7 protein-coding genes are annotated in these 5,044 nt (G+C 59.6%); 5 read left to right on the top strand and 2 right to left on the bottom strand.

The window, feature by feature from the left end:
- Positions 1–253 precede the first annotated feature (253 nt).
- From WCJ41_RS20080 to WCJ41_RS20060, 5 genes are all read left to right on the top strand, one after another.
- On the top strand, positions 254–862 hold the full coding sequence (locus WCJ41_RS20080) for a hypothetical protein (RefSeq protein WP_336907616.1): 609 nt from the start codon (positions 254–256) through the stop codon (positions 860–862).
- Between the two features lie 61 nt (positions 863–923).
- Positions 924–1,481 (top strand): hypothetical protein, encoded by a 558-nt coding sequence (locus tag WCJ41_RS20075; protein ID WP_336907615.1) that lies wholly within the window; start codon positions 924–926, stop codon positions 1,479–1,481.
- Positions 1,471–2,349, top strand: coding sequence for an ATP-binding protein (locus tag WCJ41_RS20070; RefSeq protein WP_336907614.1), 879 nt, complete (start codon positions 1,471–1,473; stop codon positions 2,347–2,349). The genes WCJ41_RS20075 and WCJ41_RS20070 overlap by 11 nt, the downstream gene beginning before the upstream one ends.
- Positions 2,346–3,344 carry a 2-dehydro-3-deoxygalactonokinase gene (locus WCJ41_RS20065; protein WP_336907613.1) on the top strand — a complete coding sequence of 333 codons (999 nt, stop codon included), beginning with the start codon at positions 2,346–2,348 and terminating at the stop codon, positions 3,342–3,344. Before WCJ41_RS20070 ends, WCJ41_RS20065 begins: the two co-directional genes overlap by 4 nt.
- The gene (locus tag WCJ41_RS20060; RefSeq protein ID WP_336907612.1) at positions 3,322–3,975 is read left to right on the top strand and encodes a 2-dehydro-3-deoxy-6-phosphogalactonate aldolase; all 654 of its coding nucleotides are present in this window, start codon (positions 3,322–3,324) and stop codon (positions 3,973–3,975) included. The genes WCJ41_RS20065 and WCJ41_RS20060 overlap by 23 nt, the downstream gene beginning before the upstream one ends.
- Positions 3,976–3,984: 9 nt before the next feature.
- Here WCJ41_RS20060 and WCJ41_RS20055 read toward each other — a convergent pair whose 3' ends face one another.
- A complete protein-coding gene (locus tag WCJ41_RS20055) occupies positions 3,985–4,608 on the bottom strand; it encodes a hypothetical protein (protein WP_336907611.1) in 624 nt (207 codons plus the stop codon).
- 40 nt (positions 4,609–4,648) lie between these two features.
- Positions 4,649–5,044: porin (locus WCJ41_RS20050; protein ID WP_336907610.1), on the bottom strand; the 396-nt coding region annotated here is incomplete at its 5' end.

Genomic DNA, 5,044 nt, shown 5'->3' with positions numbered 1-5,044 from the left:
ATCCGCCGCCGGGCCCGCTTGACGGCCTTGGCGTCAACTCTGGCCTGCCGCTCCTATTGAGACACACCGCGCCCAGGTACCGCCTCCATCGCGCAATTACTCGTTCCCTCCGAATCTTCAAAGCAAAGGCCTATCGGACGTTTGCGAGAAGTGGAAAAGGCTCAAGGAATTCCATGATCGCGTCTACCGACACCCCAATAGATAGCCGAGCGGGGGGGCTTGTATTTCGGTATATTATCGCTATATTATAGTCATGATCGATGCGCTGCCTGAAGGCCGAAATATCATCCATGCTGCTGAGTCATCACTCCGCGAGTGCATGAAGTCGGCCGTAGCGGAAGGTCGGTACGAACACGTTACTGTACTTGCCCGCTGGGCAGAACAGTTGGCCGGGATCATTGCAACTGGACGGAACGGCGGCGCTAACGACGCACCGCGCCTCGCCATGGCGAGGCGCGGTGCGTCGTTGCGCGTCGGCAAATCTGCGAACCGGAAACAGAAGAAATCGAAGTATCCCGTTTTTGCACGGTCCGGTGAATCTTTGGTAAAGATCGCATGGTCGAAGGCATCCAAATCGGAATACCACCATCAAGCGGCAAAACAAGTTGCACCTGCATTGGTTGAGAAGATGCGTGCATTAAGCAATGGCGATGAGTTAATCACTATGGAGAGCGTTTTGCCTCTGCAACTCAATGGGCAAGGTGAAGTGCCGGCGTATCAAAGCTATTTGTGTTTGGCGTGGTTGCGCTCCATTGGTGTCGTGGAACAACATGGTCGTCGCGGTTATTCTGCCTTGGATGCGGAAGCCGCACACGAACTAATCGAAAATGCTTGGTGCAAATTGCCTGTCCAACACTCGTAATCCCAATTCGATGAAATCAAGAGCAGCCAAACCAGACAACGGTCTCGCCAATCACGAGATAATGACGCTCGCCGTCTACCTACTCGGGGGCGAGACTAAGCCCATTGACACTGAGCATGTGTCAGTGAAAGCGGCTGAGATGGCTCCCGGTAGATACAATTGGCGATTCTATCCACAACATATCAACATTGAGATAATTCGGGCATTCCTCTCCGACGCGAAGAAGCAGAAGTACGGCAACTACCTCTCGGGTTCGGGCAATGAGGGTTGGATGCTGACAGAAGCTGGTGCAATCTTTGCGAAGATGAATGTGTCGCGTTTGGAGAGTGCGAATCTCGGCGGCGTTCGCATGAGCGACGGTGAAAAAAAATGGTTCCGCCGAGAGCGGTCGCGACTTCTTTCATCGGATGCCTTTCTAAAGTTTCGATCAGGCAAGTTGGCTGAAATAACTCAACGAGAGGCAGCAAGCCTCTTTCGTCTTGATGAATACGTTACAGGAGTAGTTCGCGCTCGAAAGATTGATCGAATTGTCAATGCATTCCGCGATGACTCAGAACTTGGAGCGGCTGTCATACAACTACGCGACCTAGTAGCAAAGGCTGGGGCAAATGAGCATTAATGCGATTTCCGTCCGGACTCACGTCGCTCGAGACCTGCTGCAAAGCGCGGCACTTTTCAAGACCGACAAGCTAGTGGTTTGGGAATACGTTGCGAACGGCTTGCAATACCGAGAGCCCGGTACGTCGGCAGTCGTGAAGGTCTCATTCGATTCGCCAAGCAAGCAGATCATCATCGACGACAATGGTCGAGGAATGGACCGCCGAGGTTTGCAGAACTTTTTTGTAATGCATGGAGAAAATGAAGATCGCAAGGCAGGGCGTCGCGGACGCGGTCGTTTCGGGACGGGAAAATCGGCAGCGTTTGGGATTGCCAGCACCCTGCGTGTTTCGAGCATTCGGGATGGGTTGCGAAATACAGTTGAGTTAACGCGGTCGAATATCGAAGCAGCCGGAGAGAATGAGATACCTGTCAAGACGGTCGAACAGGATGTGCCTACAGATGAGCCAAATGGCACGGTCGTAACTATTTCTAAGCTGAATCTCAAGAGGCTAGATCAACGTGCCGTCATCAATTTCATTGAGCGTCACTTATCGCATTGGCCAGACAAGCCAGTCGTGACCGTCAATAACCATCCATGTGAGTACACTGAACCGTCCACTTCACAGACTCGAAAGGTAAAACCATCGGATGAAATCCGAGAAATTCTTGGCGACGTTGAGTTAACGTTGAAGGTTGCAAAAGGTCCCTTGAGCCCAGAAATGCAAGGTGTTGCAATCAATGCGAATAGTGTCTGGTTGGAGACCACGCTCGCTGGTGCCGAAGGACAACCGATGGCACAGTACATTTTTGGCGACATTGATATTCCCGCACTTGACGACGATAACTCGCCTATTCCAGCCTTCGATATGAGTAAGGGATTCGCATGAACACATCACCGCACCCCGCCCTGATCGGGCTCGACTGGGGCACGTCGTCGCTGCGGGCCTATCTGCTAGGCGGAAATGCCACGCTCATCGACCGGCGTGCCGAGGGCTGGGGCATCCAGCATCTTCCCGAGGGAGGCTATGCCGCCGCCTTCCGCGGTGTCGCGGGCGAGTGGCTCAACCGCTGGCCTGGGCTGCCGGTGCTGGCGGCGGGGATGGTCGGGAGCCGCAACGGCTGGCGCGAGGTGCCGTATGTGGAATGTCCGGCCGACCCGGCCTCGATAGCGAGCGGGCTTGTGGCGTTTGATTCGGGCTGCGGCACGATCCATCTCGTGCCCGGCCTGATGCAGGGTGGTCCGCTGCCCGATGTGATGCGGGGCGAGGAGATGCAGATCGTCGGGGTGCTGGCGATGCAGCCGGCGCTGGCCGAACGATCACTTCTGGTGCTTCCGGGCACGCACTGCAAGTGGGCCGTCGTCGAACGGGGCCGCGTGGTGCGGTTCACCACGTATCTCACCGGCGAACTCTTCGCGATGCTCCGCGACCATTCGATCATTGGCAGGCCTGCGAAGGAGATGGGGGTCACGGCCGCGGGCTCGGAATTCGATCACGAAGCGTTCACGCGTGGGGTGCGGTCGGCTCACGAGAGCGGTGCCGTGGGGATTGCGCCGCGGCTCTTCACGGCCCGGAGCCTGTTCCTCACCGGCGCGCTCACCGCGCCGCAGACGCTCGACTATCTTTCCGGCCTGCTCATCGGCGAGGAGATTCGCAGTGTGGTTGCCGGGCTGAGAGATGCCGCCTGCCCCTCGATCGCACTCCTGGGCGACCCCACACTCTGCAACCGCTACCGACTGGCCCTCTCTCAATTCGGCATCGATGACGTGCAGGCTCTCAACGAGACGGGCCCGCTGGGCCTGTGGCGAATCGGCGAGGCGGCCGGCCTTGTGGCACATGCTCCTGACACCATGCAAGAGGATGAATCTCGTGACTCAGTCTGACACCGCACACCGTGACTTCGCCGAACTGCCGCTCATCGCCATCCTCCGTGGGATAACGCCAAGCGAGGCCATCGACGTCGGCCTCGCGCTCGTGGAGACCGGCTTCCGCGTCATTGAGGTGCCGCTCAATTCGCCGGAACCGGTTGAAAGCATCCGCCGGCTGGCCGCCGCTGTTGGCGATCGCGCCACGGTTGGCGCCGGCACGGTTCGCTCTGCCGCTGAGGTGGCCGAGGTGGCAGCCGCCGGCGGCCGGTTGATCGTATCTCCGCACATGAGCCCGCAGCTGATTCGGGCCACGAAGCAGGCCGGCCTCATGAGCGGCCCGGGCGTCGCCACGCCGACGGAGGCCTTCGCAGCGATCGAGGCGGGCGCCGACTTTCTCAAGCTCTTCCCCGCCGAGCAACTACCGCCGGCGATCGTCAAGGCCTGGCGGGCGGTGCTGCCCAAGGGCATGCCGCTGGTGCCGGTCGGAGGCATCACGCCCGACTCGATGGCGGCGTATGTGGCCGCCGGTGCCGCCGGCTTCGGCCTGGGTTCGGCGATCTACAAGCCCGGCATGACGCTACCCGACGTTCGCCGCGCTGCCGAGGCGTTCATCGCCGCATGGCGAAAGGCACCCCCACGCCAGTAGCCGGCGTGTTCACGGTGCGCCGCAGGCCGGCAGCCAGCGCAGCCACCAACCGCCATGCTCGGCGGGTTCACCGCCGCAGCAGCCGGTCTTGCCGGTGGCTGTGCACCGGCAGCAGACGTACTTCACCTTCCGCTCGATCACGGAGACCTCTTCGTCCTTCGTCTCCTTGACGAGCGTCTTGCGATGCCGCACCCAGGCCCGGCATGCGTCGGACTGGCAATCGGTGCATCCGCCTCCGTGACGGCAGCGCGAGAAGGGCCACGGCGGGCCGCTGCAGCGGGGCACGCAGATCGGGTCGCACTTGGCATCGTATTCGGTTTTCGGCTTCTTCTTCGTACCGCACTCGCAGACACACACCGCCTCGAGGCCGCACTTGGCGCCGCAGTGCATGCACTTGGGTGGATCTTCCTTGTCCTTGCCCTTCTCCTTGTCTTTGCCCTTCTCCTTGTCTTTGCCATCCTTGGCTTTGTCTTTGCCATCGGTCGCCTTCTTCTCGCCGTCCTGCTTTTTGTCTTTTTGGTCGGCGTCGCCTGCCGCGGCCTCATGCACCGGCACAAGCGCCTCCGGCACCGTCGCGACAACAGCATCGGCCGCGACCGCAAGGTCGCTGGCCAACATCAGGCTCGGGATCATGATCAGTGCCGCGATGATGGTGTGAAGCCGCATGGTGCCCTCAAAAATCGAAGTCGATCCGGGTGCCGTAGATATCGGTGAGGCTGTTTCCCTTGCGCTCGTCCTGAAGGAAGGCGCGGATGTAGTTGAACTTCCAACGCGTGTAGGGATTGAGATACCAATTGAGGCCGATGGTGAAGTCGGTCAGGTTGTTGCCCTGCACGTTCTTGTCGTTGAGCACGATGTTGGAGTACCGGGCCGCGACCTCCCAGGCCCCGAGGCCGTTCTGAATGCCCTGCGACCTCGTCCGCACGCGGAAGAAGTCTTCGAAGGGCTCAAGCCGCTTGTGGATGCCCAGCTTCCGGTCATAGGGGCGGTGTTCGCCGGTGAGGAAGTAGCTCACCTGGGCCATGTAGGCATTGAAGAACAGTGGCTCACCCTTGGGCTGGTCCACGAT

The sequence above is a fragment of the Aestuariivirga sp. genome, from assembly GCF_037139295.1.
Classification (GTDB): domain Bacteria; phylum Pseudomonadota; class Alphaproteobacteria; order Rhizobiales; family Aestuariivirgaceae; genus Aestuariivirga.
Note: the sequence above shows the minus strand (reverse complement) of the source record. Positions and strands in the feature narration are given on the sequence as shown.

Excerpts from the sequence above, each read along its gene's own strand:
- WCJ41_RS20080 (WP_336907616.1), top strand. The coding sequence starts at position 254 with ATGATCGATGCGCTGCCTGAAGGCCGAAATATCATCCATGCTGCTGAG.
- WCJ41_RS20075 (WP_336907615.1), top strand. The coding sequence starts at position 924 with ATGACGCTCGCCGTCTACCTACTCGGGGGCGAGACTAAGCCCATTGAC.
- WCJ41_RS20070 (WP_336907614.1), top strand. The coding sequence starts at position 1,471 with ATGAGCATTAATGCGATTTCCGTCCGGACTCACGTCGCTCGAGACCTG.
- WCJ41_RS20065 (WP_336907613.1), top strand. The coding sequence starts at position 2,346 with ATGAACACATCACCGCACCCCGCCCTGATCGGGCTCGACTGGGGCACG.
- WCJ41_RS20060 (WP_336907612.1), top strand. The coding sequence starts at position 3,322 with ATGAATCTCGTGACTCAGTCTGACACCGCACACCGTGACTTCGCCGAA.
- WCJ41_RS20055 (WP_336907611.1), bottom strand. The coding sequence starts at position 4,608 with ATGATCCCGAGCCTGATGTTGGCCAGCGACCTTGCGGTCGCGGCCGAT.